This is a genomic window from Nocardiopsis prasina DSM 43845, from assembly GCF_000341265.1.
Lineage (GTDB): Bacteria > Actinomycetota > Actinomycetes > Streptosporangiales > Streptosporangiaceae > Nocardiopsis > Nocardiopsis prasina.
Window position 1 is genome coordinate 1 of the sequence record NZ_ANAE01000030.1, and the last position, 385, is coordinate 385.

General features: G+C 68.8%; 1 protein-coding gene. It reads right to left on the bottom strand.

What is annotated here, in order from left to right:
* Window positions 1-385 (bottom strand): HAMP domain-containing protein (locus D452_RS27415; RefSeq protein WP_017542327.1); only part of this gene is annotated, 385 nt, incomplete at both ends.

A 385-nucleotide genomic window follows, 5' to 3' on the forward strand; every position in this document is an offset into this window, starting at 1 on the left:
GCGCGTGACCTCGTCCGAGAAGGAGTCGAGCTGGTCCACCATGCCGTTCACGGTGTCCTTCAGCTGCAGCATCTCGCCTTGGACGTCGACGGTGACCTTGCGGCTCAGATCGCCCTCGGCCACCGCGGTGGTGACTTCGGAGATGTTGCGCACCTGCGCTGTCAGGCGCGACGCCATCTGGTTGACCGATTCGGTGACGTCGCGCCAGGCGCCGGAGACCCCGTCGACCTTGGCGCTGCCGCCCAGCTTGCCTTCGGTGCCCACCTCGCGGGCCACGCGCGTGACCTCGTTGGTGAAGCCGTTCATCTGGTCGGCCATGCGGTTGACCGACGTGGCCAGGCGCAGCAGGTCGCCGTGGAGCGAGCCGTGGCGGCTGGGGAGGTCG